The organism is Streptomyces aurantiacus (assembly GCF_001418335.1).
Classification (GTDB): domain Bacteria; phylum Actinomycetota; class Actinomycetes; order Streptomycetales; family Streptomycetaceae; genus Streptomyces; species Streptomyces aurantiacus.
In genome coordinates, this window is record NZ_LIPP01000431.1 from 1 (window position 1) to 765 (window position 765).

Here is a 765-nt window from a genome sequence, read left to right on the forward strand (position 1 = left end):
ATGCGAGCGGATCGGCTCCGCTCCGCCTGGAGGACTCCCTGGAGCCCGGGTGGCGGAAGCTGATCGTCGGCTGCCTGGCTCCGGACCACGCCTCCCGGGCCGCCCTGGACGCGGGTGAACTGTCCCGCCGGGTGAGGGCGTTGCACGTCGCACGCCTCCCCGGGTCCCGGTATCGGCGTCCGGCGGTCCTGCTCGTCTCCGGCCTCACCGCCTGCGCGGCCGTCGCCGGCTTAGCAGTGGCCTTCGTGCCCTTCGACGACAAGGACGCCCCCGGGAAGCCGACATCGTCGGCGACCGGGGCCACCCTNNGTGCCGGTCACCCTGCGGCCGGTCATCACCGACGCCGCGAAGCGGTGCACGGACAAGGAGGTGACTCCTGTGTTACTGGCCGCGATGCTCAAGGCCGAGAGTGGCTTCGACCCGAAGGCCTCCCGGTCCGCCACCGGCGAGCACGGCATCGCCATGTGGACGCCGGCGGTGTTCAAGGCATGGGCCGTGGACGGCGACCGCGACGGTGACAAGGACTACATGTCACCTCCCGACGCCATCGCGACCATGGCGGTGTTCACCTGCTGGCTCGACCAGCGTTTCAAGCAGAGCGACCTGCGTGAGAACCTGCCCGGACTGATAGCCGCCGGATACCGCACCAGCGACCGTACGGTCATCGAAGCCGGCGGCGTGCCGAAGTCCGTGCGGCCCTACGTGGACACTGTCCTCGCCCACCTGAGGGACTACACACACTGACACACCGGCCCCCTGGGCCGC

At 70.4% G+C, this 765-nt stretch carries 1 protein-coding gene and 1 pseudogene; both read left to right on the forward strand.

The window, feature by feature from the left end; translation table 11 throughout:
* Positions 1 to 307, forward strand: a pseudogene (locus tag AOK01_RS44535) (serine/threonine protein kinase); the annotation flags it as partial.
* Positions 308 to 393: 86 nt separating this feature from the next.
* Positions 394 to 744 carry a lytic murein transglycosylase gene (locus AOK01_RS37905; RefSeq protein WP_245702585.1) on the forward strand — a complete coding sequence of 117 codons (351 nt, stop codon included), beginning with the start codon at positions 394 to 396 and terminating at the stop codon, positions 742 to 744.
* Positions 745 to 765: the final 21 nt, after the last annotated feature.